At 69.6% G+C, this 26,121-nt stretch carries 25 protein-coding genes; 9 read left to right on the forward strand and 16 right to left on the reverse strand.

Annotated features, from left to right (window positions below; genetic code table 11):
- Nucleotides 1-38: 38 nt before the first annotated feature.
- On the forward strand, nt 39-1,550 hold the full coding sequence (glpK, locus tag DEI83_RS05770) for a glycerol kinase GlpK (protein WP_111080823.1): 1,512 nt from the start codon (nt 39-41) through the stop codon (nt 1,548-1,550).
- A gap of 183 nt (nt 1,551-1,733) precedes the next feature.
- On the opposite strand, the gene trpD is transcribed toward glpK, so the two are convergent.
- On the reverse strand, nt 1,734-2,798 hold the full coding sequence (gene trpD / locus DEI83_RS05775; protein WP_111080824.1) for an anthranilate phosphoribosyltransferase: 1,065 nt from the start codon (nt 2,796-2,798) through the stop codon (nt 1,734-1,736).
- A gap of 70 nt (nt 2,799-2,868) precedes the next feature.
- Between trpD and DEI83_RS05780 the strand changes: the two genes are divergently transcribed.
- The 5 genes from DEI83_RS05780 (at nt 2,869) to DEI83_RS05800 (ending at nt 8,283) form a co-directional block, all read left to right on the forward strand.
- A complete protein-coding gene (locus tag DEI83_RS05780; RefSeq protein ID WP_110824950.1) occupies nt 2,869-3,507 on the forward strand; it encodes a heme-copper oxidase subunit III in 639 nt (212 codons plus the stop codon).
- A 20-nt stretch (nt 3,508-3,527) separates the two neighbouring features.
- Nucleotides 3,528-4,343 carry a cytochrome c gene (locus DEI83_RS05785; protein ID WP_111080825.1) on the forward strand — a complete coding sequence of 272 codons (816 nt, stop codon included), beginning with the start codon at nt 3,528-3,530 and terminating at the stop codon, nt 4,341-4,343.
- A gap of 33 nt (nt 4,344-4,376) precedes the next feature.
- Nucleotides 4,377-5,444 carry a ubiquinol-cytochrome c reductase iron-sulfur subunit gene (locus DEI83_RS05790; protein WP_111080826.1) on the forward strand — a complete coding sequence of 356 codons (1,068 nt, stop codon included), beginning with the start codon at nt 4,377-4,379 and terminating at the stop codon, nt 5,442-5,444.
- Entirely contained in the window at nt 5,441-7,132 is a 1,692-nt protein-coding gene (locus DEI83_RS05795; protein WP_111080827.1) for a cytochrome bc complex cytochrome b subunit, read from the forward strand. The genes DEI83_RS05790 and DEI83_RS05795 overlap by 4 nt, the downstream gene beginning before the upstream one ends.
- 191 nt (nt 7,133-7,323) lie before the next feature.
- Nucleotides 7,324-8,283: a phosphodiesterase gene (locus DEI83_RS05800; protein ID WP_111080828.1), complete on the forward strand. Its 960-nt coding sequence runs from the start codon at nt 7,324-7,326 to the stop codon at nt 8,281-8,283.
- A 76-nt stretch (nt 8,284-8,359) separates the two neighbouring features.
- Here the strand turns inward: DEI83_RS05800 and DEI83_RS05805 are convergent, their stop codons facing one another.
- The 4 genes from DEI83_RS05805 to DEI83_RS05820 form a co-directional block, all read right to left on the reverse strand.
- Nucleotides 8,360-9,910: a stealth conserved region 3 domain-containing protein gene (locus DEI83_RS05805; protein ID WP_111080890.1), complete on the reverse strand. Its 1,551-nt coding sequence runs from the start codon at nt 9,908-9,910 to the stop codon at nt 8,360-8,362.
- 130 nt (nt 9,911-10,040) lie between these two features.
- A complete protein-coding gene (locus tag DEI83_RS05810; RefSeq protein ID WP_181431082.1) occupies nt 10,041-10,499 on the reverse strand; it encodes a DUF6804 family protein in 459 nt (152 codons plus the stop codon).
- A complete protein-coding gene (locus tag DEI83_RS05815) occupies nt 10,496-11,095 on the reverse strand; it encodes a GDSL-type esterase/lipase family protein (protein WP_111080829.1) in 600 nt (199 codons plus the stop codon). Before DEI83_RS05815 ends, DEI83_RS05810 begins: the two co-directional genes overlap by 4 nt.
- Entirely contained in the window at nt 11,092-12,624 is a 1,533-nt protein-coding gene (locus DEI83_RS05820; protein WP_111080830.1) for an SDR family oxidoreductase, read from the reverse strand. The genes DEI83_RS05815 and DEI83_RS05820 overlap by 4 nt, the downstream gene beginning before the upstream one ends.
- A 42-nt stretch (nt 12,625-12,666) precedes the next feature.
- Here DEI83_RS05820 and deoC point away from each other — a divergent pair, with 42 nt between their 5' ends.
- The 3 genes from deoC (at nt 12,667) to DEI83_RS05835 (ending at nt 15,263) form a co-directional block, all read left to right on the forward strand.
- Nucleotides 12,667-13,443, forward strand: a complete 777-nt coding sequence (gene deoC / locus DEI83_RS05825; protein WP_375334650.1) for a deoxyribose-phosphate aldolase — start codon at nt 12,667-12,669, stop codon at nt 13,441-13,443.
- 154 nt (nt 13,444-13,597) lie between these two features.
- Complete coding sequence (locus DEI83_RS05830) at nt 13,598-14,545, forward strand: ROK family protein (protein WP_111080831.1); 948 nt, start codon at nt 13,598-13,600, stop codon at nt 14,543-14,545.
- 160 nt (nt 14,546-14,705) lie between these two features.
- Nucleotides 14,706-15,263: a hypothetical protein gene (locus DEI83_RS05835; RefSeq protein WP_181431083.1), complete on the forward strand. Its 558-nt coding sequence runs from the start codon at nt 14,706-14,708 to the stop codon at nt 15,261-15,263.
- Nucleotides 15,264-15,387: 124 nt separating this feature from the next.
- Here the strand turns inward: DEI83_RS05835 and DEI83_RS05840 are convergent, their stop codons facing one another.
- The 11 genes from DEI83_RS05840 to pdxS all read right to left on the reverse strand — a co-directional run bounded on the left by DEI83_RS05840 (nt 15,388) and on the right by pdxS (nt 26,120).
- Nucleotides 15,388-17,742 (reverse strand): bifunctional (p)ppGpp synthetase/guanosine-3',5'-bis(diphosphate) 3'-pyrophosphohydrolase, encoded by a 2,355-nt coding sequence (locus tag DEI83_RS05840; protein ID WP_258371076.1) that lies wholly within the window; start codon nt 17,740-17,742, stop codon nt 15,388-15,390.
- 45 nt (nt 17,743-17,787) lie between these two features.
- A complete protein-coding gene (locus DEI83_RS05845) occupies nt 17,788-18,147 on the reverse strand; it encodes a rhodanese-like domain-containing protein (protein WP_111080833.1) in 360 nt (119 codons plus the stop codon).
- Nucleotides 18,147-19,145, reverse strand: coding sequence for a protein translocase subunit SecF (gene secF, locus DEI83_RS05850; RefSeq protein WP_111080834.1), 999 nt, complete (start codon nt 19,143-19,145; stop codon nt 18,147-18,149). The genes DEI83_RS05845 and secF overlap by 1 nt, the downstream gene beginning before the upstream one ends.
- Complete coding sequence (secD, locus tag DEI83_RS05855) at nt 19,145-20,896, reverse strand: protein translocase subunit SecD (RefSeq protein ID WP_111080835.1); 1,752 nt, start codon at nt 20,894-20,896, stop codon at nt 19,145-19,147. The genes secF and secD overlap by 1 nt, the downstream gene beginning before the upstream one ends.
- A gap of 91 nt (nt 20,897-20,987) precedes the next feature.
- Nucleotides 20,988-21,374, reverse strand: a complete 387-nt coding sequence (yajC, locus tag DEI83_RS05860) for a preprotein translocase subunit YajC (RefSeq protein ID WP_111080836.1) — start codon at nt 21,372-21,374, stop codon at nt 20,988-20,990.
- A gap of 67 nt (nt 21,375-21,441) precedes the next feature.
- Nucleotides 21,442-22,479, reverse strand: a complete 1,038-nt coding sequence (gene ruvB / locus DEI83_RS05865; protein ID WP_111080837.1) for a Holliday junction branch migration DNA helicase RuvB — start codon at nt 22,477-22,479, stop codon at nt 21,442-21,444.
- The gene (gene ruvA / locus DEI83_RS05870; protein ID WP_111080838.1) at nt 22,476-23,093 is read right to left on the reverse strand and encodes a Holliday junction branch migration protein RuvA; all 618 of its coding nucleotides are present in this window, start codon (nt 23,091-23,093) and stop codon (nt 22,476-22,478) included. Before ruvA ends, ruvB begins: the two co-directional genes overlap by 4 nt.
- Complete coding sequence (gene ruvC / locus DEI83_RS05875; RefSeq protein WP_111080839.1) at nt 23,090-23,722, reverse strand: crossover junction endodeoxyribonuclease RuvC; 633 nt, start codon at nt 23,720-23,722, stop codon at nt 23,090-23,092. Before ruvC ends, ruvA begins: the two co-directional genes overlap by 4 nt.
- Before the next feature lie 4 nt (nt 23,723-23,726).
- The gene (locus DEI83_RS05880; RefSeq protein ID WP_111080840.1) at nt 23,727-24,491 is read right to left on the reverse strand and encodes a YebC/PmpR family DNA-binding transcriptional regulator; all 765 of its coding nucleotides are present in this window, start codon (nt 24,489-24,491) and stop codon (nt 23,727-23,729) included.
- 122 nt (nt 24,492-24,613) lie between these two features.
- Nucleotides 24,614-25,213: a pyridoxal 5'-phosphate synthase glutaminase subunit PdxT gene (gene pdxT / locus DEI83_RS05885; RefSeq protein ID WP_111080841.1), complete on the reverse strand. Its 600-nt coding sequence runs from the start codon at nt 25,211-25,213 to the stop codon at nt 24,614-24,616.
- Nucleotides 25,203-26,120, reverse strand: a complete 918-nt coding sequence (gene pdxS / locus DEI83_RS05890) for a pyridoxal 5'-phosphate synthase lyase subunit PdxS (RefSeq protein ID WP_111080842.1) — start codon at nt 26,118-26,120, stop codon at nt 25,203-25,205. Before pdxS ends, pdxT begins: the two co-directional genes overlap by 11 nt.
- Nucleotide 26,121 lies beyond the last annotated feature (1 nt).

The raw sequence follows: 26,121 nt of genomic DNA on the forward strand, positions 1-26,121 counted from the left end.
CCCGGCCGCAGCACCGAACACCGTCGTAAGGAGCACCAATGGCCGACTACATCGTCGCCATCGACCAGGGAACCACCAGCACGCGAGCGATCGTCTTCGACCACTCCGGTTCGATCGTCTCCGTCGGGCAGAAGGAACACGAGCAGATCTTCCCGCGCGCCGGGTGGGTCGAGCACGACCCGTCCGAGATCTGGGACAACACGCGTGAGGTCATCGGCCAGGCCCTGTCCCGCGCCGACATCACGCGTCACGACGTCGCAGCCGTCGGCATCACGAACCAGCGCGAGACCGCGGTCGTGTGGGACAAGACGACCGGCAAGGCCGTCTACAACGCCATCGTCTGGCAGGACACCCGTACGCAGGCCATCGTCGACAAGCTCGCGGACGGCGACACCGACCGCTACAAGGCGATCGTCGGGCTCCCGCTGGCGACGTACTTCTCCGGTACGAAGATCGCGTGGATCCTCGAGAACGTGGAGGGCGCGCGCGAGAAGGCCGAGGCCGGCGACCTGCTCTTCGGCACGACCGACACCTGGGTCCTCTGGAACCTGACCGGCGGCACCGACGGCGGTGTCCACAAGACGGACGTCACGAACGCGTCCCGCACCCTGTTCATGGACCTCGAGACGCTGCAGTGGCGCGACGACATCCTCGCCGACTTCGGTGTGCCGAAGTCGATGCTCCCCGAGATCGTCAGCTCCTCCGAGGTCTACGGCCACGTCGAGTCCTCGAGCCTCCTCCGCGAGGTCCCGATCGCCGGCATCCTCGGCGACCAGCAGGCGGCGACGTTCGGCCAGGCCGCGTTCGACCAGGGCGAGTCGAAGAACACCTACGGCACCGGTAACTTCCTCATCTTCAACACGGGCACGGACATCGTCCGCTCGGAGAACGGGCTGCTCACCACCGTCGGCTACAAGCTCGGCGACCAGGAGACGCACTACGCGCTCGAGGGGTCGATCGCCGTCACCGGCTCGCTCATCCAGTGGCTTCGCGACAACCTCGGCATCATCGGCAGCGCGCCCGAGGTCGAGACCCTCGCCACCACGGTCGAGGACAACGGTGGCGTCTACTTCGTCCCCGCCTTCTCGGGTCTCTTCGCCCCGTACTGGCGTCCGGACGCCCGCGGTGCGCTCGTCGGCCTCACCCGGTTCGTCAACAAGGGCCACATCGCGCGTGCCGCCCTCGAGGCCACGGCGCTGCAGACCCGCGAGGTCCTCGACGCCGTCAACGCCGACTCCGGCGTCGAACTCACCGAGCTCAAGGTCGACGGTGGCATGACCGCCAACGACGCGCTCATGCAGTTCCAGGCCGACATCCTCGACGTCCCCGTGGTCCGCCCGGTCGTCGCCGAGACGACGGCCCTCGGTGCCGCCTACGCCGCCGGTCTGGCCGTCGGCTTCTGGGCCAACCTCGACGAGCTCCGCGCCAACTGGCAGGAGGACAAGCGGTGGGAGCCGCAGCTCGACGCCGCCGAGCGCGAGCGCACGCTGCGCCTGTGGAAGAAGGCCGTCACGAAGACCTTCGACTGGGTCGACGAGGACGTCCGCTGACGCATCACAGCTGACCGACCGACTGACGGGAGGCCCGCACCGGTTCCACGGAACCGGTGCGGGCCTCCCGTCGTTGCGCCGTGCGCGTGCGCGTGCGCCGGGAACGCCGCCGTGTCCCCGAGGCGCCGCCGGATCCGGTGACGTCTCGGGGACTTTGCGGCGTCTCGGCGTCTCGGCGGCGTCTCAGGCCGAGGTGGCGGCCGGCGCCGCGCCGACCCACTCGTCCAGTTTGCGCATGGCGGCACCGGAGTCCACGGATTCCGCCGCGACCACCAGCTGCGCCCGGAACCGCTGCAGGATCGGGCGGTCCGTCTCGGTCGGGTCCTGCGCCAGTCGGAAGGACACCAGACCGGCCGCCGCGTTCAGCAGGACGATGTCGCGGATCGGCCCGGTCTCCCCCGCGAGCACGCGCCGGACGATGGCGGCGTTCTCGGTCGGCTCGCCGCCGAGCAGGTCCTCGGTCCGGGCGCGGGCGATGCCGAGGTCCCGCGGGTCGAGGTCGTGCTCCGTGACGCGGCCCCCGGAGACCTGCCAGATGTGGCTGTGTCCGGTCGTGGTGAGTTCGTCGAGTCCGTCGTCACCGCGGAAGACGAGCGCCGTCGCGCCGCGGGTCTGGAACACGCCCGTGATGATCGGCACGAGCTCGAGTTGCGCCACGCCGACCGCGTTCGCCTCGCACCGAGCGGGGTTGACCAGCGGACCGAGGAAGTTGAACACCGTGGGCACGCCGATCTCCCGCCGGACCGGGGCTGCGTGGGCGAAACCGGGGTGGAACGCGCTGGCGAAGGCGAAGGTCAGCCCGACACGCCGGAAGGTCTCGGCGACACGCGCGGCGTCCATCGTGAGGTCGAGGCCGAGCGCCGCGAGTACGTCGCTCGAGCCCGACTTCGACGAGCTGGCGCGGTTGCCGTGCTTGACGACCGGCACGCCCGCGGCGGCGATGACGATGGCCGCCATGGTCGACACGTTCACCGTGCCGACGACGTCCCCGCCCGTCCCGACGATGTCGAGCGCCATCGGGTCGACGTCGAGCGGGACCGCGGCGTCGAGGACGGCGTCGCGGAAGCCGACGACCTCGTCGACCGTCTCGCCCTTCGCGCGGAGCGCCACGGCGAAGGCTGCGATCTGGGCGGCCGTGGCCCGGCCCTGCACGATCTGCTCCATGGCCCATGTGGACTGCCTGATCGAGAGGTCCTCGCGCGCCATGAGCGCGCTGATCACCGCAGGCCAGGAGAGAGCGTCAGACATGGCTCGATCGTACTGATTCTGGAGGACCCGCCAGTTGCCTGCGAAAACACTGTCGGGGGTTTCCGCCATAATGGAGGACGTGACAAGCACCCCTCTCTCCAGATCCGTCAGCGGTCCGGTCCTGAACAGGCCGAACCCCGTTGCCGTGGGGACGATCGTGTGGCTGGGCAGCGAGGTCATGTTCTTCGCCGGCCTGTTCGCGATCTACTTCACGCTGCGCAGCACCTCTCCCGAGCTCTGGGCGACAGAGACCGCCAAGCTCGAGGTGCCGTTCGCGTCGGTGAACACCATCATCCTGGTGCTGTCGAGCTTCGCCTGCCAGTTCGCCGTCTTCGCCGCGGAGCGGTTCCAGGTGCACCGCACTAGCTGGAACCCGAAGGACTGGGGCATGACGGAGTGGTTCTTCGTCACCTACTGCATGGGCGCCATCTTCGTCTGTGGGCAGATCTTCGAGTACGCCAACCTCTGGCACGAGGGCATGACGCTCTCCTCGAGCGCCTACGGTTCGGCGTTCTACATGACCACCGGCTTCCACGGCCTGCACGTGACCGGTGGCCTCATCGCCTTCCTCCTCACGCTCGGGCGTGGGTTCGCCGCGAAGAACTTCGGGCACAAGGAAGCCACCACCGCGATCGTCGTGTCCTACTACTGGCACTTCGTCGACGTCGTGTGGATCGGTCTCTTCGCCGTCATCTACCTCCTCAAGTGAGAATCAGGCAGCCCCACAGCATGTTCAACACATCGAAGAAGAACAAGAAGGGCCGGCGCTCCCCCCTGGCGACCGTGTCCCTCCTCGCCGTCGCCCTCATGACGACAGGTGGCGCGTACGCGCTCTTCAGCACCTCGGCCAACGCCGAGGACAGCACCTCGAGCACGGTGGCCGAGTCGAGCCAGTCGCAGGTGAACGAGGGTCAGAAGCTCTTCGCCTCGAACTGCGCCACCTGCCACGGTCTCTCTGCGCAGGGCACGAGCGAAGGCCCGTCCCTCATCGGCGTCGGCGCCGCGTCGGTCGACTTCCAGGTCGGCACCGGCCGCATGCCGCTCGCTGCACAGGGACCCCAGGGTGAAGAGAAGCCCGAGCAGTTCACTGACCAGCAGGTCGACGCCATGGCGGCCTACGTCGCGTCGCTCGGCCCCGGCCCGTCGGTCCCAGGCGAGGAACTCACCGACGGCTCCGAAGGTGACGCGGCCGAGGGCGCCGAGCTGTTCCGCATCAACTGCGCCATGTGCCACAACGTCGCCGGTGCCGGTGGCGCCCTGACCGAGGGCAAGTACGCGCCGAACCTGCGCGACGTCTCGGGCAAGCACATCTACGAGGCCATGCTCACCGGCCCGCAGAACATGCCCGTCTTCAACGACCTGAACCTCACACCGGACCAGAAGGCCGACATCATCACGTACCTCAAGTACGTGCAGGACAACCGGTCGCCCGGTGGCTTCGGCCTGGGTGACATCGGCCCGGTCGCCGAGGGTCTGTTCATCTGGATCTTCGGGCTCGGCGCGGTCGTTGCGATGACCGTCTGGCTGACCGCGAAGCAGAACTGATCGTCCGTGTCGCACGACACTGAAGGGAACACCATGGCAGAGCACGACGACGAGGCACTGAACTCGTCCTCGGCTGTCGAGAAGCACGGCGCGACGCAGCCGGCGGGGACCGCCGTCCTGCCGTCGGAGCGGTTCGAGAACCCGGGTGAGCCGCCGCACCGCGCTCGCCGCACCGACGTCGACCCGAAGAAGCAGCGTCTGGCCGAGCGCCAGGTCGCCACGTTCTTCTACCTGTCGATCATCGGCAGCGTCCTGTCGATCGCCGCGTACATCGCCTTCCCGATCGATTCGAACGACTTCGGGTCGGTCCGCTCCGCGAACCTCTTCCTCGGGCTCTCGATCACGCTCGCCCTGCTCGCACTGGGCATCGGGGCCGTCTACTGGTCGAAGACCCTGGTCTCCGACCGGGAACTCACCGAGATGCGTCACACCACGCGGGGCTCGGACGAGACCCGTGCCAAGGCGGTCGAGGCGTTCCAGCTCGCCGACAAGGAGTCCGGCTTCAGCCGTCGCAAGCTGATCCGCAACTCGCTCATCGGCGCGCTGGTGGCCTTCCCGCTCCCCGGCATCGTCCTGGTGCGCGACCTGGCGCCGAAGGAAGACCCGAACGAGCTGCTCCGTCACACCTTCTGGAAGTCGGGCCTGCGCCTGACCAAGGACCCGACGGGTCTGCCGATCAAGGCGTCCGACGTCACCATCGGATCCGTGTTCCACGTCATCCCCGAGGGCATGCTCGACTCCGAGCACATGCTCGAGGAGAAGGCCAAGGCCGCCGTCCTCCTGATGCGTCTGGACCCGAAGGACCTCAACCCCGGCAAGGGCCAGGAGAACTGGGGCTACGACGGCATCGTCGCATACTCCAAGATCTGTACCCACGTCGGTTGCCCGGTCGCGCTCTACGAGCAGCAGACGCACCACCTGCTGTGCCCGTGCCACCAGTCCACCTTCGATGTCTCGAACAACTGCGAGGTCATCTTCGGACCGGCGGCCCGCCCCCTCCCCCAACTTCCGATCTCGGTCGATGACGACGGCTACCTGGTCGCACAGAGCGACTTCCACGAGCCGGTCGGCCCGTCCTTCTGGGAGCGTGCACGCTCATGAGCAGCACAACGACAACCACCCCCAACACCGAGTCGTCGAACAAGCCGGCTCCTGACCGTGGTTCGCGCCTGATCAACTACACCGCGAACTACATCGACGAGCGCACGAGCATCTCCGGCTTGGTGAAGGAGGTCGGGCGCAAGATCTTCCCCGACCACTGGAGCTTCATGCTCGGTGAGGTGGCGCTCTACAGCTTCGTCGTCGTCCTGCTCTCCGGGACCTTCCTGACGTTCTTCTACCAGGCGTCCATGACCGAGGTCGTCTACGACGGCTCGTACGTCCCCATGAAGGGCGTCGAGATGTCGGTCGCCCTGCAGTCCACCCTGGACATCTCGTTCGAGATCCGCGGCGGGCTGTTCGTGCGACAGATCCACCACTGGGCCGCCCTGCTGTTCGTGGCCTCGGTCATGCTGCACATGGCTCGCGTCTTCTTCACCGGCGCGTTCCGCAAGCCGCGCGAGCTCAACTGGGTCTTCGGCTTCGTGCTCTGGATCCTCGCCATGGCCGAGGGCTTCACCGGCTACTCGCTCCCCGACGACCTGCTCTCCGGCAACGGTCTCCGCATCATCGTCGGCATGATCGAGGGCATCCCGGTGATCGGCGTCTGGATCGCCTACCTGCTGTTCGGTGGTGAGTTCCCGGGCACCGACATCGTCGGCCGCCTGTACACGCTCCACATCCTGCTGCTGCCGGCGATCCTGGTCGCGGTGCTCGGCGTGCACCTCGTGCTCGTCGTCGTCAACAAGCACACGCAGTACGCGGGTCCGGGCAAGACCAACGAGAATGTCGTGGGCGTCCCGATCCTCCCGGCGTTCGCCGCGAAGGGTGGCGGGTTCTTCTTCATCGTCGCCGGCATCCTCGCCGCCATCGCGTCGCTGTTCACGATCAACCCGATCTGGAACTACGGCCCGTACGACCCCTCCCCCGTGTCCGCCGGAACCCAGCCCGACTGGTACATCGGCTTCGCGGACGGCGCGCTCCGTCTGGTGCCGCCGCACTGGGAGGTCGTCTGGTTCGGGTACACGGTGTCGTTCAACATCCTCGTCCCGATCGCGGTCCTGGGTGGCCTGATCGTCGCGATCTTCGTCTACCCGTTCATCGAGGCGTGGGTCACCGGGGACAAGCGCGAGCACCACATCGCCGACCGTCCGCGCAACGCCCCGACCCGTACCGCCCTCGGTGTCGCCGGCATCACGCTGTACGGCGCGCTGTTCACGGCTGCGTCCTCCGACCTCATCGCGACGCACTTCATGGTCTCGATCAACCACGTGATCCACGTGCTCCAGGCGGCGACGGTCCTCGGTCCGTTCGTGGCGTTCTGGATCACCAAGCGTGTGTGCCTCGCCCTGCAGAAGAAGGACCGCGAGATCGTCCTGCACGGGTACGAGTCGGGTCGCATCGTGCGCCTGCCGCACGGTGAGTTCATCGAGGTGCACGAGCAGCTCGACGAGTACGAGCGGTGGCGTCTGCTGGAGTTCAACGACTACAAGCCGCTGATGATCCGTCCCGACGCTCGTGGTCGCATCAGCTCGATGCAGAAGGCGCGGGCACGCGTGTCCCGCTTCTTCTTCGAGGACCGGATCGAGCCGGTGTCGAAGGCGGAGCTCGAGGCCGCGCACGCCGCGCACCACGGTCCTGACCTCGAAGGGACCCACCAGGCCCCGCAGGTCGGTGCTGGGACGCACTAGGCTCCTCGGCAAGAACGCCAGCACCCCTCGTCCACTTCGTGGTCGGGGGGTGTTCGCGTTCGCCTCACCCCGCGGACATCGGACATGCCGCCCCAGTTCACGGGGGGTTCACACGGCGGTGTTGGAATCGTCGAGGACGGTGTGGCATCGTGTTGCACCACGCACTCGCTGCCAACGGAAGAAGAGACCCGATGGACGCCCGGACGGCTGAACACCCCAGGCCGAACCACTTCCTGCTCCACCTCAGCGACACCCACCTCCTCGCCGGCGACGGCCCCCTCTACGGGGCGGTCGACTCGGCGGAACGCCTCGGCCAGATCATCGCCGAGATCGAGGCGTCAGGTGCCCGACCGGAAGCGATCGTCGTCACCGGCGACGTGGCCGACAAGGGCGAACCCGGCGCCTACACCCGTGTCCGGGCCATCATCGAGCCCGCCGCCGAACGCATCGGTGCCCAGGTGATCTGGGCGATGGGCAACCACGACGAGCGCGGTGCCTTCCGCCAGGAGCTGTTCGGCCTGCAGCCCACCGATCGGCCCGTTGACTTCGTCTACGACGTGAACGGCCTCCGCGTCATCACGCTCGACACCAGCGTCCCCGGCCACCACCACGGCGAGGTCTCCCCCGAGCAGCTCGACTGGCTTGCCGAGGTCCTGTCCGAGGCGGCGCCGCACGGCACCATCCTGGCGATGCACCACCCGCCCGTGCCGAGCGTGCAGGACCTCACCGTCCTCGTCGAACTGCGTGACCAGGCGGCCCTCGCCGAGGTGGTCGAGGGCAGCGACGTCATGACGATCATCGCCGGGCACCTGCACTACTCGACGAGCGCCGTGTTCGCCGGCATCCCCGTCTCCGTGGCGAGCGCCACGTGCTACACCCAGGACCTCAACGAGTTCCAGCGCGGCACCCGCGGCCGGGACGGCGCACAGTCGTTCAACCTCATGCACGTCTACGGCCACCAGGTCGTGCACTCCGTGGTGCCGATCGGCACGTACGCGACGGTCGGTGAGCCGGTCTCCTCGATCGAGACGGAGGCCAGGCTCGCCGCCGCCGGCGTCGTCATCCCGCCAGCCGTCGAGCCCGCTCCGGTGACGTCCTCGATGCCGGTGTTCACCCTCGACACGATCCCGGTCTCGCCGATCCACCGCTGACCACGTGACGGACGGGAGGCGCGGTGCCAGCTGGCACCGCGCCTCCCGTCCGTCCGTCATGCCGACGACGCCACGGTCAGTCGGTGCGTTCCCACGGCGCGGGGAACGGGAAGTAGCGCTCGAGGAAGTCGGTCACGCGAGTCGTGCGCTCCTCGTCGCTGACCTCGGGGAAGCTCCCGTCGTTCAGGCAGAAGAAGTCGACGTTCCGCTTCTTGAGGAGTTCGTCGAGCGTGCGTAGTCCGGCCTGCATCGTCGTGTCGATGTACTTCACCGACGCGTTCTCCTGGATGATCGCGCGGCCGGTGAGCAGTGCGTAGTAGTGGTACAGCGAGTTCGTCACCGAGATGTTGTCCGCCGCGCGGAACCGGGAACCGGCCGTGCTGCGGAACTCGTCCGCGAACTCGTGCTCCATCTCGGTCATGATGCTCTTCCGCAGCGGGGTCGCCGCGTGCTCGAGGTGGCGGGTCGTGACGGCACCGAAGCGCTGCTGGAGGAGGCGCCGGTTCACCCGGGCCGAGTTCTCGAACCCGCTGCGTGCGGCGTTGTTGACCCCGAGCCCGATCCGGGTGTCGGCGAGGATGAACTTCGTGACGGACCCCGGGCTGAAGAACACCGACGGGTCGATGAGACGACCGAAGAACATGTCGTCGTTCGAGTAGATGAAGTGCTCGCTCAACCCGGGGATGTGGTGCAGCTGCGACTCCACCGCCTGCGAGTTGTGTGTCGGCAGCACGGACGGGTCGGCGAAGAACTCCTCGCTACGGACGATCCGGACCTTCGGGTGGTCGGCGAGCCACTCCGGTGCCGGAGAGTCCGTCGCGATGTAGATCGTCCGGATCCACGGGGCGAAGATGTGCACCGACCGGAGCGCGTACTTCAGTTCGTTGATCTGCCGGAAGCGGGCCGGTGCGTCGTCGCCCTCCCCCAGCACCGCGTTCGCCTGCGCGGCCTGACGGGCGCGCTGGTACTCGACGGCGTTGCCGTCCACCCACGAGAACACGATGTCGATCGGGAAGCGGATGTCCGAGACGTGGTCGTCGAACATGTGCTCGACGGTGCTCCAGGATCGGCCGTACCGATCGATGTCGACGAGGACGAACTCCTCGATCGGCAGGCTGCGACGCATGAGGGCGTTCTCGACCGGTGCGAGGACCTCGGTCTCGGTGACCCGCCAGAACTCGAGCTGCACGCTGGTCTCCGCGCCGTAGCGGAGTCGACCCATCGGTTCGAGGCGCGGTCGGAACAGCCGGAGCACCGGCTCGTCGACCGAGCCGAACCCGTCGTCGAGGACGAGCACGGCCGGCTTGCCCGGGGGCTTGGCGTAGAACGGCTCACCGGCCGCAGCGGCCATCACGACGCTCTCAGCACGCTGGCGGTCCCGTTCGTCGACCGCGATCACCGGGCGCTGGTCGTTGCCGCGGATGAGCAGGTGGTCGACGTCACCGGCGGTGAGCGCGTCGTCGAGGAACAGGAGGTCCTCGATCATGGACTGCTGCGGCGTCAGGTGCCCGTTGATGAGCGTCAGGCGACCTTTGCGCAGGACGACGTCGGGTCGGTCGAGACCGCCGGAGGACGGTCGAGGGGTCAGCAGAGGACTCTCGGTCACCGGCTCGGTCTCGTCGCTCATCCACGCCTTCCAGGTCGCACTGCCGTGCTCCGTGCACAGCACTTGCGATCCTACCGTCCGTGCGGCCGCTCGGACCGCGGGCCCGGTGACCGACCGGTCGCACGAGGTGCCGCGGCTGACCGCGGGACGCTCACTCCGCCGCGCGCGGGACCTTCACGGCGATGCCGACCACGATGAACAGCGCGGCCGCGACGAGCTGGAGGCCCGCCCAGACCTCGCCGGGGAACGGCACGGTGACCACGGGGTTCCAGCAGACGGCGACGGCCGCCGTGAGGACCGCTGCCCACCATGCACGACCCCGGATCGCGAAGACGAGCACGATGAGCGCCAGCACCGTCACGCCCCAGCGGGCGAAGACGAAGGCCGACGCGTCGACGAACGCGACGCAGGCGAGCAGGACGACCGCGGCCAACAACGACGGCGCCAGGGCCGGGCGGGTGAAGTCCGGCAGCGCGCCCGCTCCACGGCGCTCCGGTCCTGACGACCCGCGGCGGGCTCCGGTGTCGGACGCTCCGGCCGTCGGTCGCGACCGAGTGCCCGCCTGCTGTTGCGACGAGCCGATCGCCGGTCGTCCTCTGCGTGCCGTCATCGTCCCCGGGCCTCCCGCAGGTCCGCCAGCGAGATGGGGCGCGACATCGGCGGGAGTTCGCGGACGCGCTCGATCGCCGGGACGAGCTCGGCGACGTAGGCGCGGTAGCCGTCCTCGTTGAGGTGGAGCCCGTCCTCGGTGAACCGTGCGTCGAGGTGGTCCCCGTCCGCCAGCGCGGGCCAGGCGTCGAGGTACTGCGCGTGACAGGTCGCCACGAACTGGCGCAGGTGCCGGTTCGCCTGTTCGGTCTTCGCGGTGTACTCGGCCTGGCGCGGCAGGATCGACACGAGGAGCAGGCGGACGCCCGGCAGCTCGCGGCGGAGCCGGACCAGGACGGTCTCGACGTTCCGGACCACGTGCTCGGCACTCGCCCGGTGGTGACCGAAGTCGTTGGTGCCGATGAGGAGCACGATCACCTCGGGTGCGGCGACGACGACCTCGTCGAGCCGACCCAGCACCCCGTCGGTCGTGTCCCCGTCGATGCCGAGGTTCAGCGTGCGCTCGTCCGGGAGCCACTGGTCCCATGCGCCGCCCGCGGTGATGCTGTCGCCGAGGAAGAGGACTCCCCCAGCCCTGGTCGTGCCGTCGTCACTCATGCTGTCTCCTCGTGCGCTGGCTGCGCCTGGTCATCCTGGTACGTGGAGTTGCGCTGCGTCGAATCGGTGCGGTGCGCCTCCCGTTCCGCCCGGGCGGTGATCCGCTCGACCATGCCCGGGAAGATGACGCCGTGGAACGGCAGGATGCCGTACCAGTACAACCGCCCGGCCAGCCCCTGCGGGAAGTAGATCGCGCGCTGGTGGTAGTCGCTGCCGCCGTCGTCCGCCGGCGTGACGGTCATCTCGAGCCACGCGCGACCCGGCGACTTGAACTCGGCACGGAGCCGGAGGTAGCGGCCACGGACGAGTCGTTCGACGCGCCACCAGTCGAGTGCGTCGCCCTGCTCCAGGCGCTTCGGGTCACGACGTCCACGGCTCAGGCCGACACCTCCGGCGATCTTGTCGAGCCAGCCGCGCGCGACCCAGGCGAGGGGGAAGGAGTACCAGCCGTTCTCACCGCCGATCGACTCGACGACGCTCCAGACGGCCTCGGGTGGCGCGGACGAGTGCCGCTTCCGGTCGTCCACGTAGACGGTGTGCCCGGCCCACTCGGGGTCGCTCGGCAGCGGGTCCGCGGAGCCGCTCGACAGCGTCGCGTTGCGCCAGCTCGTCTCGACCTCGCCCGTCCGCATCTTCGCGAGCGCGAGTCGGACCGCTCGGCGGTAGGGCGTGAGGCCGCCCTCCGGCTGGGGGACGACGTCGTCGATGTCGTGTTCGCGCTGGACGCACTCGAACTGGAGGGACTCGATGATCGGTGTCGCGAGCTTGCGCGGGATCGGGGTGACGACGTTGAACCAGTGCGCGGCGAGCCGCGGGGTCAGCACCGGCAGGACGGAGATCGGACGCTGCGGCAGCTTCGCCTCGACCGCGTACCCGTTGAGCATCTGGCCGTACCGGAGCACGTCGGGGCCGCCGATGTCGAACGTCCGGTTCACCTCGGCGGGGATGGTCAGCGCCTGGACCAGGTAGTGGAGGACATCGCGCACGGCGATCGGCTGGATGTGGTTCCGGACCCAGCGCGGCGCCGGCATCCAGGGCAGGACGTCGGTGAGGTGACGGATCATCTCGAACGAGGTGCTGCCCGAACCGATCACGACCCCGGCCTGGAGCGCGACCGTCGGGACGCCGGACCCGAGCAGGATCTCGCCCACCTCCTTGCGGCTGCGCAGGTGCTTGCTGAGGTCGCCGTCCGGGTGCAGGCCGCCGAGGTAGACGAACCGCTGGACACCGGCCTCGTGGGCGACCCGCGCCATGGTCTGCGCCGCGTCCCGCTCCGCCTGTTCGAAGTCCCCGTCCGCACCCATGGCGTGTGCGAGGTAGTAGACGGCCTCGATGCCCGCGACTGCCGCACCGACGGCGTCGGCGTCCTGCAGGTCGCCCTCGGCCACGTCGACCCGGTCGCTCCAGGGGACGTCCTGCAGCTTCCGGGGGTTGCGGACGAGGACCCGGACGTCGTGTCCGGCGTCGAGGAGTCTGGGGACCAGTCGACCACCGATGTACCCGGTGGCCCCGGTGACGAGGACGCGCATGGCAGGAACGGTACGCCCCACGCCTCCTTGTAGGCTTGCCGGGTGGACAACCAAGCGTTCCCCGCCAACCCCGACGAGACCAGCGCCGACGAGATCAGTGCCGACGAGATCAGTGCCGATGCCGTGCGCCGGCTCATCGACCACGCGATCCTCAAGCCCGAGCTCAGCCGCTCGGACGTCGACGCCCAGCTCGACGAAGCCGCGGCCCACCGGGTCTTCAGTGTCTGCGTCCGCCCGGGTGACGTCCTCCACGCGGTCGAGCGTCTCCAGGGCACGGGCGTCGGCGTCGGGACGGTCATCGGCTTCCCGCACGGCACCACGTCGACGGCCGCCAAGGTCGCCGAGTCGCTGCAGGCCCTCGCTGACGGCGCCTTCGAGCTCGACATGGTCCAGGACATCGGTGCCGCGAAGTCCGGCGACTGGCAGCGGGTCGAGCGGGACGTCCGCGCCGTCGTCGACGTCGCCGGCGACACCGTGGTGAAGGTCATCCTCGAGACCGCGTACCTGACCGACGACGAGATCGTCGCCGCCAGCCGTGCCGCGGTCGCCGGCGGTGCCGCCTTCGTCAAGACCTCGACCGGGTTCGCCGGCGGCGGCGCGACCGTCGAGCACGTCCGCCTCATGCGCGAGACCGTCGGCGCCGACACCGGCGTCAAGGCCTCCGGCGGTGTCCGCGGCCTCGACACGCTGCTCCAGATGGTCGATGCCGGTGCGACCCGCATCGGCACGAGTGCCTCGGCGCGCATCCTCGACGAGGTCGCGCACCGAGCCGCCACCGGCGCTGCCTCCGACCGCGGCGACGACACCTCGTCGTACTGACGCCTCGCGGCCGGTCTCCGCCGGCCGCGCGCACGACCGCGGGCCCCGTCAGCCCGACCGCTCGCCCGTCCCCCTCACCAGGCCGGCCGCGCCGGACGCCACCTCAGCGTCCCGGACCGCTGCCGGGCCTCCAGACCGCCACACCGGAGTGCGCATGTCCAGCACCACGTCCTCGTCCCTCGCCCTCGCCGTCGACCTCGGCGGCACGAAGGTGGAGGCGGCACTCGTCACCGACCAGGGCGTCGTCCTCCCGGCCACCCGGCACCGCAGCCCGACCGGACCCGGCCGGACGTCGGAGGAGCTGCAGGCCGCGGTCGACGAGGTCGTGCTCGCGACCCTGGCCGCTCTGCCTGCCGACGCGACCCTGGTCGGGGTCGGCATCGGCTCGGCCGGGCCGGTCGACGAGGTCGACGGGCTCGTCTCCCCCCTCAACATGCCGGTCTGGCGCGGCTACCCGCTCCGCGACCGCGTCGCAGCCCACGTCCCCGACGGTGTCCCCGTCACGCTCCGCATGGACGGTCTCGCGATCACCCTCGCCGAGCACTGGGTCGGAGCGGCCCAGGGCTCCGAGCACGTCATGGGCATGATCGTATCGACCGGTGTCGGAGGCGGGCTCATCCTCCACGGCCGGACCGTGAGCGGTCCGACCGGCAACGCGGGACACATCGGGCACGTCGAGTGCGGCGGCTACGACGACCCGTGCGCCTGCGGCGGCACCGGCTGCCTGGAGGCTGTGGCCAGCGGTCCGAAGACCGTCGCGTGGGCCAGACGCCAGGGCTTCACCGGCACGACCGGCGAGGAGCTCGCCGCCGCCTACGCCGCGGGCGACGAGATCGCGGTCGCGGCAGTGCGGCGGAGTGGACGCGCTCTCGGACAGGCGATCGCCGCGGCCACGAGTCTGGTCGACCTCGAGGTCGTCGCCATCGGCGGTGGGTTCTCGCACGTCTCCCCGGACCTGTTCGAGTACGCCCGCCAGGCCGTCGCCGAGCGGACGGAGTTCCCCTTCGTCACGAAGGTGCGGATCGTCCCGACCGGGTTGTCCCAGGACGGGCCCCTCATCGGTGCCGCTGCGCTCGTGCACCGCGCCGACGTCCTGCGCTGACCCGGCGCCCATGACGTCGGTCGTGAGCGGCGTCCCCTCCCCGGTCCGCTCCTGACCTGGCGCTCTCGGACTGACGGTCGCGGGGCCGCTCCGGTCCGTCCGTCGGCGCTTCTCCACACGGTCGTCGTCCACGGCGGTCCGATGCGGCATCATCGTCCCTGTGCCCACCTCCCGCCTCGTCACGACGGACGACTGGCCGGCGGCGGAGCTGCACGCGGCGGTGCTCGCGGGCGAACTCGTCCCCGTGGGCGCGTGCTGGGCCTCCGTCGCCGAGCCGCAGGACTCCGCGTTGCGCGCCGCGTCCTACGGGTGGAGCGTCGCGGATGCTCGGTTCGTCGCCGCGGGTCGGAGTGCCGCCTGGATCTGGGGTGCGTGTTCCCGCCCGCCGCTGCCCCACGCCAGCTGCGTCCCGGCCAGCGAGCGGTTCCGGCGTCGCGGCGCCTGGTCAGCGGTCCGCGAGGTCACCCTCGGGGCGGAGGACGTCGTCGTCCGGGCGGGTTCCCGGGTCCTCAGCCCGGTCGCGACGGCCCTCGACCTCCTCCGCGACCGGCGCGGGTTCGGTGCTGCCGAGGCCGACGCGCTCCGCGGTCTGGTCGTCACGGCGCAGGTGGACCCGTCACACCTCGTGACGCTGCTCGTCCGGTCCGAGCGGTTGCCGATGGGCCGGCAGGCGCAGCGACGGTTCCGGGAGACCGGGTTGGCCGCCGTCGGGCCGTGAATGCTCGCCGTGCCCGCCTCGATCCGTGGAGCCGCGGACACGTGCGCCCACGCGACCCACGCCACGTTCTGCACCCGCAGACCGGACGTGACCGGACTGCTCGACCGCCGCTCCCGGAGCAGCGTCAGCCGGCGCTGACCCGGTACACGTCGTACACGGCGTCAATGCGTCGGACTGCGTTGAGCACGCGGTCCAGGTGCGTCGTGTCACCCATCTCGAAGACGAAGCGGGACAGCGCCAGCCGGTCGGACGACGTCGACACCGTCGCGGACAGGATGTTGACGTGGTGGTCGGTGAGCACACGAGTGACGTCGCTCAGCAGGCCGGAGCGGTCGAGCGCCTCGATCTGGATCTGGACGAGGAACACCGACTTCGAGGAGGGTGCCCACTCGACCTCGATCATCCGGTCGGGCTCGTTCATCAACGACTTCACGTTCGTGCACGACGCCTGGTGCACCGAGACGCCTTGACCACGGGTGATGAACCCGACGATCTGGTCACCCGGGACCGGGGTGCAGCACTTCGCCAGCTTGACGAGGATGTCGGGCGCGCCGCGGACGAGCACGCCACTGTCGCTGTTGCGCAGCTGTCGGCTCGTGACGTGCCGTGGGAAGGCGAGCTCCGGCTCGTCCGTCTCCGTCTCGGTCTGGATGCTGCCGAGCGCCTTCTCGATGACCGACTGGCTCGAGACGTGCCCCTCGCCCACGGCCGCGTACAGTGCCGAGACGTCGTCGTAGCGCATGGCCGAGGCCACCTCGGAGATGGTGTCCTGGCTCATGATGCGCTGGAGCGGCAGGTTCTGCTTCCGCATCGCACGTGCGATGGCGTCACGGCCCTGCTCGACCGCCTCTTCGCGGCGCTCCTTGGTGAACCACTGCTTGATCTTGTTGCGCGCCCGCGGGCTCCGGACGAAGGTCAGCCAGTCCTGGCTGGGGCCCGAGTCCGGGTTCTTCGACGTGAAGATCTCGACGACGTCCCCGCTGGACAGCTGGCTCTCGAGCGGGACGAGACGGCCGTTCACCTTGGCGCCCATCGTGCGGTGCCCGATCTCGGTGTGCACGGCGTACGCGAAGTCGACGGGTGTGGCGCCCGCAGGCAGCCCGATGACCTTGCCCTGCGGCGTGAAGACGTAGGTCTCCTTCGCCCCGATCTCGTACCGCAGCGAGTCGAGGAACTCGGCCGGGTCGCTCGTCTCCGCCTGCCAGTCGGTGATGTGCGCGAGCCACGCCATGTCCTGGTCGGACTGCGACGAGCTCTCGGCATCGCGCCCGGTGACGCGCTGCTTGTACTTCCAGTGCGCGGCCACACCGAACTCGGCCCGCTGGTGCATCTCGTGGGTGCGGATCTGGATCTCGACCGCGCGACCCTGCGGCCCGAGGACCGTGGTGTGCAACGACTGGTAGAGGTTGAACTTCGGCGTCGCGATGTAGTCCTTGAAGCGACCGGGCAGCGGTGTCCACCGCGCGTGGACGGCGCCGAGCATGGCGTAGCAGTCGCGCACCGTCGGGACGAGGACCCGGATGCCGACGAGGTCGTAGATCTCGTCGAACTCGCGGCCGCGCACGATCATCTTCTGGTAGATCGAGTAGTACTGCTTCGGCCGGCCCATCACGTCGCCGCGGACCTTCGCGGCCTTGAGGTCCTTCTTCAGCGTCGCCGTGACGTTCTGCACGAACTGCTCGCGCTTCGGCTGCCGTTCCTTGACCAGGCTGTCGATCTCGACGTAGAGCTTCGGGTGCAGGACCGCGAACGACAGGTCCTCGAGCTCGAGCTTGATCATCTGGATGCCGAGGCGGTGCGCGAGCGGCGCGTAGATCTCGAGCGTCTCCTTGGCCTTGCGGGTGGCGGAGGCGGATTCGACGAAGCCCCACGTGCGGGCGTTGTGGAGCCGGTCGGCGAGCTTGATCACCAGGACGCGGATGTCCTTCGACATCGCGATGACCATCTTGCGCACGGTCTCGGCCTGTGCGCTGTCGCCGTACTTGACCTTGTCGAGCTTGGTGACGCCGTCGACGAGCATCGCGATCTCGTCGCCGAAGTCCTCGCGCAGCTGGTCGAGCTGGTAGTCGGTGTCCTCCACCGTGTCGTGGAGCAGCGCGGCGGCGATCGTGATCGTGCCGATGCCCAGGTCGGCCAGGATCTGCGCGACCGCGACCGGGTGCGTGATGTACGGCTCACCGGACTTGCGCTTCTGCCCGTCGTGCGCCCGCTCCGCGACCGAGTACGCCCGCTCGATGAGCGTCGTGTCCGCCTTCGGGTGGTGTGAGCGAACCGTTCGGATCAGGGTGTCGACGGCACCGGCGGGCTGAGCACGGGAGAACAGCCGCGGCAGCAGCGACCGGAGCGACCCGAGGTTGCCGGTGGTGTTCGCGCCGAGCGGCGGACTCGACGGACGAGGAGCCGATCCGGGCCGCGACCCGGCGTCCGGGCGGGAGGCGGCTCCGGCATCCGGCTGCGAGGACTCACGCGTGTCGGTCATGCTGCGCCTCCCGGGACTCGATCCGACAACACTACGCGCGTCGGGTCAGTGCTCGTGACCACGTTCGCCGTCAGCGGCGGCGTCCCGACCGGGGCGGACGACCGGAGCGCCGGACTGCTCCCAGGCGACCATGCCACCCGCCAGGCTGACGGCCGCGACCCCGGCGCGCTCGAGCGCAGCGGCGACCTGCGCCGAGCGGTACCCGCTGTGGCAGACCACGACCGCCGGGTGGTCGTCGTCCGTCGGCACCTCGCCCCAGCGTGACTGCAGCTCCGACATGGGCAGGAGTGTCGCCTGCGGTGCGTGCACGTCGTCCCACTCCGACTGCTCACGGACGTCGATCAGGGCAGCGCCCTCGTCGAGACGGCGGAGCGCCTCGGCGACGTCGACCTCGTGGACGGCCATCAGGCGTCCGCTCCGGCCTCGACCGGACGCTGCTTCGCGGCGGCCTGCGCCTTCTTGGCGTCACCCGCGACGACCTTCGGCTCGTTCTCGCGGAGGTGCGCGTACATCGGCGCCGCCAGGAAGATCGTCGAGTAGGTGCCGACGATGATGCCGATGAAGAGCGCGAGGGAGATGTCACGCAGGGTGCCGGCGCCGAGGACGTACGACCCGATGAACAGGATCGCCGCGACCGGCAGCAGCGCCACGACCGAGGTGTTGATCGACCGGACGAGCGTCTGGTTGATCGCGAGGTTGACGGACTGCTTGAACGTCCGGTGCGACTCGATCGCGGTGTTCTCGCGGACCTTGTCGAACACCACGACCGTGTCGTAGAGCGAGTAGCCGAGGATCGTGAGGAAGCCGATGACGGCCGCCGGGGTGACCTCGAGACCGACGATGCCGTACACGCCCGCCGTGATGAGCAGGTCGTGGATGAGCGCGGTCATCGCGGCGAGCGACATCTTCCAGGTGCGGAAGTAGAGCGCCATGAAGACGGCGGCCAGGGCGAGGAAGATCACGAGGCCGCGGATGGCCTGCGCCAGGACGTCCGCACCCCACGTGGCACCGATGAAGGTCGCGGCGACCTGGGACTCCGGCACGTCGTACGCCTCGGCGAGGTCCGAGGCGATCTCGTCGGTCTGCGCGTTCGTGAGCTGACCGGTCTGCACGCGGATGCCGTGGGTGCCGAGCTGCGAGACGCGCGGCGCCTCGTCGGACACGACCCGCTCGACCGTCTCGGTGGCGATGTTCTGGTCGGTGGTCTTGACGTCGGAGACCGTGAACTCCGAACCACCGGTGAACTCGATGCCGAGCTGGTAGCCACCGCGGAGCCACGGCACCGCGAGGGAGATCACGATGCAGGCGACCGCGATGAGGTACCAGGTCTTCCGTCGACCGACGAAGTCGTAGGAGCGCTTGCCCGTGTAGAGGTCGCTGCCGAACTGGCTGAAGCTCGCCATCAGCTGTCCTTCCCGTTGCCGGTGCCGTTGTCGTTGCCCGTGCTGCCCGAGGCCTTGCGCTCGGCGATGGTCTGGCGGCGAGCGGCCTCGCGCGCACTGCGCTGGCGCTTGCCGTCCACGATGGGTGCGCGGAACTGCGCGCGTCCGCGGTACACCGCGCCGAGGGCGGCCGGGTCCAGTCCGCTGAACCGGTGTCCCTCGCCGAAGAAGCGGCTGCGGGCGATGAGCTGCATCATCGGGTGCGTGAACAGGGCCACGACCACGACGTCGATGAGGGTCGTCAGGAGGAGCGTGAACGCGAAGCCCTTCACATCGCTCACCGCGAGCACGTACAGCGTGACGGCGGCGAGGAAGTTGACCGAGTCGGACGCCAGGATCGTGCGGAGGGCACGCTTCCAGCCGGACTCGACCGCGCTCTCGAGCGCCCGGCCGTCACGGAGTTCGTCGCGGATGCGTTCGAAGTACACGATGAACGAGTCCGCCGTGATGCCGATCGCGACGATCAGACCGGCCACGCCGGCGAGCGAGAGCCGGTAGTCGACCCGCCACGACATGATCGCGATGACGAGGTAGGTCAGTGCTGCGGCCACGCCGAGCGACAGGACCGTGACGAAGGCCAGGGCGCGGTACTGGATCACCGAGTAGATGATGACCAGGCCGAGACCGATGAGTCCGGCGATCAGACCACCCACGAGCTGGGCGGTGCCGAGCGTCGCGGAGATGACCTCGTTCGACTGCACCTGGAAGTTGATCGGCAGCGCGCCGTACTTCAGCTGGTCGGCGAGGGTCTTCGAGGAGTCGGCGGTGAAGGCGCCGGTGATCTGGGCCTTGCCGTTGGTGATCGCGGCGTTGGTCGACGGGGCCGTGATGACCGTGCCGTCGAGGACGATCGCGAACTGGTTCTGCGGCTGTGCGAGCGAGACCAGGCGGTTGGTGACGGACGCGAAGTCCTTCGTGCCGGCACCGTTGAACGTGAGGTTGACCGCCCACTCACCGGTCGTCGTGCCCTGCGAGGTCGAGGCGAGCCCGGAGGTGGCGTTGCTGATGTCCGCACCCGAGACCTCGACCGGGCCGAGGATGTACTTGGCGGTCCCGTCGGCGTCGCACGTGACGAGCGGCTCGTCGTCCGGGGCGGCGGTGACGTCGTCCGGGGCGGAGCACTTGTAGTTCGTGTACAGGTCCTGCAGCTTCGGCGTCACCCATGCCAGGTCGCTGCCGTTGGTCGGCTCGGCGCTCGGCGTCGCCTGCAGCGACGCGGGCGGCGAGTACGGCGTCGGTGACGCGGACTGCGAGCCGTCGTCACCCACGGCGCTGTCGGACGCGGCCTCGGTGTAGAGCACCGGGCGGAAGGTCAGCTTGGCGGCTGCCTCGATCCGCTGGATGGTTTCCTGGTCGGGCTTGCCGGGGATCGAGACGACGATGTTGTTCGCGCCCTGGGTGTTGATCTCGGACTCCGAGACACCGGTGGCGTCGATGCGCTGGCGGATGATGTTCACCGCCTGCTGCAGCTGCTCCGAGGTGACGGCCGAGCCCTCGGTGCTCTGCGCGGCGAGCGTGATCTGCGTGCCGCCCTGCAGGTCGAGTGCCAGCTCGGGGACCCAACTCGCCCCGTCGTACCACTTGTCGGAGGCGTCCTTCGACGTGCTCGCGAGGATCGACGCGGCGGTGTTCAGCCCCGCGAGGATCGCCATGATGATCACCAACCAGGTGAGCGAGCGAAGCGCCTTCTTGACGGGTGTCGATCGTGCCACCGGTCGTCTCGTCTTTCTGTCGTGAGCCCCGCGCGTCGGAACGCACGGGGCCCATGGTGTCGCACCGTCGGCAGCCCGACGGCGTCGTGGGTCAGTCTTCGGTCTTGCGCTTCGTGGTGTCGACGTCCTCGACCCGCTCGCCGTAGATCGGCTCGCCGTTCAGCTCCGTGACGTGGTCCGTCTCGTGCTCGGTCGTGGCGGTCGTGTCGACGGCCTCCGGGGTCTCCTCCGGCACCACGCGGGAGAGCGTCTGGCGGTGCACGGTGATGACGGTCCCCGGCGCGATCTCGACGTCTGCGGTGACCTTCTCGTCGTCGACGGACACGAGCGTGCCGTAGAGGCCGAAGGAGAGCATGACGCGAGCGCCCGGGACCATCTGGCTGGCGGTCTCCGACTGCTGCTTCTTGCGCTTGCGGCTGCTGTAGAACATGAAGGCCGCGAACGCCACGATGATGATGATGAGGAAGTACTGGTCCATGGGGACCCTCCGGTCGGTCGAGCGGTTTCGGGCGCGAGCAGTCTAGAGCACGCGGATGTACGGTACTTCACGCTCCGTCGGCGTCGAAGAGTCCGGGCTGCGCCGCGGCCTGGCCGGGCGTGAGACCGAAGTGGCGCCAGGCCTGCGGCGTGGCGATGCGCCCGCGGGGCGTCCTGGTGACGAGACCGATCCGCACGAGGAACGGCTCGACGACCGACTCGATGGTCTCGGACTCCTCGCCGACCGACACCGCGAGGGTGTTGAGGCCGACCGGGCCGCCGTCGAAGCGGGTGAGCATCGTCTCGAGCACGGCACGGTCGAGTCGGTCGAGGCCGTATTCGTCGACGTCGTACAGCTCGAGTGCGCCCTGCACCGCGGCCATGCCGTCCCGGGTGCCGTGCACGAGCGCGAAGTCACGGACCCGCCGGAGCAGGCGGTTCGCGATGCGCGGTGTCCCCCGGGAGCGACCGGCGATCTCCCGCAGGGCGTACCGGTCGAAGTCGAGTTCGAGCAGGTGTGCCGCGCGGATGAGGACCTGCTCGAGCTCGTCACGCTCGTAGAACTCGAGGTGCGCGGTGAAACCGAAGCGGTCGCGCAGGGGGTTCGGCAGCAGGCCCGCCCGGGTCGTCGCCCCCACCAGGGTGAACGGCGCGAGGTCGAGCGGGATGCTCGTGGCACCTGCGCCCTTGCCGACCATCACGTCGATCCGGAAGTCCTCCATGGCGAGGTAGAGCATCTCCTCGGCCGAACGGGCCATCCGGTGGATCTCGTCGATGAAGAGCACCTCGCCGGGCATGAGCGACGACAGCACCGCGGCGAGGTCGCCGGCGTGCTGGATCGCCGGCCCGCTCGACATGCGGAGCGGTCGGTTGGACTCGTGGGCGACGATCATCGCGAGCGTCGTCTTGCCGAGCCCGGGAGGCCCGGCCATCAGGATGTGGTCCGGCGTCCGGTCCTGCATGGCCGCCGCCTTGAGGAGCAGGTCGAGCTGCCCCCGGACCTTCCGTTGGCCGACGAACTCGTCGAGCGACTTCGGTCGCAGTGCGCCCTCGAACGCGAGTTCCTCGGGTGACTGGGCGTCCGCGGCCGTGATCCCGCCGCTCATCGCCCGGCTCCGGCGGGACGGAGGCTGCCGAGCGCGGCACGCAGGAGCGCCTGCGTCCCCATCTGGGCGACGCCGGGTTCGGTCGCGACGGCGTCGTCGACGGCGGAGCGGGCCGCGTCCTCGCGCCAGCCGAGCCCGACCAGCGCGATGACGACGTCCTCCGTCGCCGGGTGGGCGGCGGCCGTCGACGATCCGGCGGCGGCGGGGGCCTCGAACGCCGCGAGCTTGCCGGCGAGGGCGACGATGATGAGCTTGGCGGTCTTCGGCCCGATGCCCGAGACCTTGCGGAACGCGCCGTCGTCGTCGTTCGCCACGGCGTTCGCCACTTGCGCGGCGGTCATCTGACCGAGGACGCCGAGCGCGGACTTCGGACCGACGCCGGAGACGCTCCGCAGCAGGTCGAACACGCGGAGGGCGTCGGTGGAGTCGAACCCGAACAGCTCGAACGCGTCGTCGCGGACGATGAGGGCGGTGCGGAGGAACACCTCGGCCCCGTGGCGCATCGTCAGGGCGTGGGCGGGGGTCACGGTGACGGCGTACCCGACTCCCCCGACCTCCACCACGGCGGTCGACCCGGCGACGTCGATGCAGGTGCCCCGGAGACTCGCGATCATGCTCCGAGCCTAGGCCGGACCGGGGACGTCCTCGGCCCGCCGCTCCGGACGAGCGGCGACGACGCGCTCCGGCCGGCAGCACCCGCCTGCGCGTCCCGCCACGCGCGCTGCGCCGGGGTGAGGGTCTGTGGTCCGGTGCTCACCGCGTCGGGCGATCCGAGCCTCCAGGCGTGACAGACCGCCAGGGCGAGCGCGTCCGCGGCGTCGGCGGGCTTCGGTGCCTCGGCCAGACCGAGGACGCGCGCGACCATGGCCTGGACCTGCCGCTTGTCGGCGTTGCCGTAGCCCGTGATGGCGGCCTTGACCTCGGACGGCGTGTGCAGTCCGACCGGCAGCCCGCGGGCAGCGGCAGCGTGCAGCGCGAGACCGGAGGCCTGGGCGGTGCCCATCACGGTGCGCACGTTCGCCTGGGCGAACACGCGCTCCACGGCGACGGCGTCCGGTCGGTGTTCGTCGATCTGCTCCGCGATGCCCTCGGCGATGTGGAGCAGTCGGAGTTCCAGGGCCATGTCCGCCGGGGTGCGGACGACCGTCACGTGCACGAGGCGGGCGCGCCGGTCCGGCGTGACCTCGACCACGCCGACACCGCACCGGGTGAGCCCGGGGTCGACCCCGAGCACGCGGAGCACCGTCTCAGTCCTCGTCCTCGTCGAGCTCGGCCTGCACGTCCGCCGGGACGTCGAAGTTCGCGAAGACGTTCTGGACGTCGTCGGAGTCCTCGAGCGCGTCGATGAGCTTGAACACCTTGCGGGCGGTCTCGGCGTCCACCTCGACCTTGAGGTTCGGCACGAACTCGGCGTCGGCGGAGTCGTAGTCGATCCCGGCCTCCTGCAACGCGGTGCGCGCTCCGACGAGGTCAGACGCCTCGGTGATGACCTCGAAGCCGCCGCCCTGGTCGATGACGTCCTCGACACCCGCGTCGAGCACGGCCGTCATGACGTCGTCCTCGGAGAGGCCGTCGGTCTTGGTGACCGAGATGACGCCCTTGCGGTTGAAGTTGTAGGCGACGCTGCCCGGGTCGGCCATGGTGCCGCCGTTGCGCGACATCGCGGTGCGGACCTCGGCAGCGGCGCGGTTCTTGTTGTCGGTGAGGCACTCGATGAGCAGCGCGACGCCGTTCGGGCCGTAGCCCTCGTACATGATCGTCGTGTACTCGATCGACTCACCGGTCAGGCCGGCGCCGCGCTTGATCGCGCGGTCGATGTTGTCGTTCGGCACCGAGGTCTTCTTGGCCTTCTGGACCGCGTCGACGAGCGTCGGGTTGCCCGACAGGTCGGCGCCGCCCATCTTCGCGGCGACCTCGATGTTCTTGATGAGCTTGGCGAACGACTTCGCACGGCGCTGGTCGATGACCGCCTTCTTGTGCTTGGTCGTTGCCCACTTGGAATGCCCGGACACGGTTCTCCTTGCGTCTAGCCGAAAATCCGGTCCAGTCTACCGACCCGGGAGGCACGGCCAGGGCCCGCCTCGCTGGCGCGGCCCGAGACGGGGCGCGGCGGCAACCGGAGCCGCGAGCCGGCTCAGGCGGAACGGACCATGTCGAGAAAGCGCCGGTGGAAGCGGTCCTCCCCCGCGACCTCCGGGTGGAAGGCGCTCGCGAGGACGTTGCCCTGCTGGACCGCGACGACCTGACCGTCCGCCAGTGCACCGAGCACGCGCACGTCGGTGCCGTGTTCCTCGACCACGGGCGCACGGATGAAGACCGCGTGGACGGGGTCCTCGCCGAGTTCGGGCATCGGGATGTCGGTCTCGAACGAGTCGTTCTGGTTGCCGAACGCGTTGCGCCGGACCGTGGTGTCGAGGACGCCGAGCGTGTGCTGTCCGGCAATGCCGTCGGTGATCCGGGCGCTCAGCATGATCATGCCCGCGCACGTGCCGTAGGCCGGCAGTCCGCCGCGGATGGCGTCGGCGAGTGGTTCCGCGATGCCGAACGTCCGGGACAGCTTGTCCATGACGCTCGACTCCCCGCCGGGGATCACGACGCCGTCGAGCGCGCCGAGTTCCTCTGCACGGCGGAGCGGCACCACGTCGGCACCGAGTTCCGTCAGCGAGGCGATGTGTTCGCGGAAGTCCCCCTGCAGTGCGAGGACGCCGATCCGGGGCGCGGCCTTACCAGCCACGCTCGGCGAGACGGTGCGGCGCGGGGACGTCGGCGACGTTGATGCCGACCATCGCCTCGCCCAGCCCGCGCGAGACCTCGGCGATGACCTTGGGGTCGTCGTGGAAGGTCACGGCCTTGACGATCGCCGCGGCACGCTTGGCCGGGTCTCCGGACTTGAAGATGCCGGAGCCGACGAACACGCCGTCCGCCCCGAGCTGCATCATCATCGCGGCGTCGGCCGGGGTGGCGACGCCACCGGCGGTGAAGAGCACGACCGGCAGCATGCCGGTCCGTGAGACCTCCTTCACGACGTCGTACGGTGCCTGCAGTTCCTTGGCGGCGACGTAGAGCTCGTCGTCCTTGAGGTTCCGGAGCGCCGCGATCTCCTTCGAGATCGTGCGGATGTGCTTGGTCGCCTCGGACACGTCGCCCGTGCCGGCCTCGCCCTTGGAGCGGATCATGGCCGCGCCCTCGGTGATGCGACGGAGGGCTTCGCCGAGGTTGGTGGCACCGCAGACGAAGGGCGTCGTGAAGCCCCACTTGTCGATGTGGTTCACGTAGTCGGCGGGCGAAAGGACCTCGGACTCGTCGATGTAGTCGACGCCGAGCTCCTGCAGCACCTGCGCTTCGACGAAGTGGCCGATGCGGGCCTTCGCCATGACGGGGATCGACACGGCGGCGATGATCTCCTCGATCATCGACGGGTCCGACATGCGGGCGACACCGCCCTGCGCGCGGATGTCGGCCGGGACGCGCTCGAGGGCCATGACGGCCGTGGCGCCGGCTTCCTCGGCGATGCGGGCCTGCTCGGCGTCGATCACGTCCATGATGACGCCGCCCTTGAGCATCTCCGCGAGACCGCGCTTGACGCGCGAGGACCCGGTGGTCGAAGTGGCGTTGACGGTGCTGGGGGTGCTGTCGCTCATG

Origin of the sequence: Curtobacterium sp. MCBD17_021 (assembly GCF_003234525.1) — a bacterium.
GTDB lineage: Bacteria > Actinomycetota > Actinomycetes > Actinomycetales > Microbacteriaceae > Curtobacterium.